The 637-nt window shown below is 37.4% G+C and carries 1 protein-coding gene; it reads left to right on the top strand.

Translation table 11 applies throughout. The annotated features are described in order from the left end of the window. Positions 1–144: 144 nt before the first annotated feature. The coding region (locus ACFIQE_RS11280) for a Rha family transcriptional regulator (protein WP_375707790.1) at positions 145–637 on the top strand (493 nt) is incomplete at its 3' end.

The raw sequence follows: 637 nt of genomic DNA on the forward strand, positions 1-637 counted from the left end.
AAATCTGAAATAGAAACAGATAAAACCGATAATCATTACTTCAAAATTCACGCAGCAAGGAAAATTGCTCAAGCAGAACGTCATAGAAACTATGGCAGAATATTATATCAAACCTTGTGTTTTTCTTAATTAAGGGGGGTGATGATGCAAAACTTTATTACAATATCTGAAAACAATTTTCAAAACACAACAGTTCAAACGATGTCTAGTCGTGAAATTGCAGAGTTATGCGGTAAGCAACATGCGCATATTATGCGTGATATTCGACACATGTTAGGAGAATTATATCCTGAAGGGGGTCAATCCAAATTTGGATCCACCTATTTAGATAAACAGGGTAAGCCCCAAAACTGTTACAACCTCCCTAAGCGTGAATGCCTTATCTTAGTTTCCGGTTACAGCATGACATTACGTGCTAGGATTATAGACCGTTGGCAAGAATTGGAAAAGCAAGTAGTAACACCACAAATCGACTATTCAAGTCCAAAGGCTATGATTGGCTTTTTGAATTACCTACAAGGTCAAATAGATCAAAAAGACACCATCATTGAAGATTTAACACCAAAGGCAATGGCTCTTGAAAGCTTACAGCGTCATAATGGACTCTTCAGTCTTACAGAAGCCGCTAAAATACTCG

Source organism: Bartonella sp. AA1HLJMS (assembly GCF_042197445.1).
Classification (GTDB): Bacteria; Pseudomonadota; Alphaproteobacteria; order Rhizobiales; family Rhizobiaceae; genus Bartonella.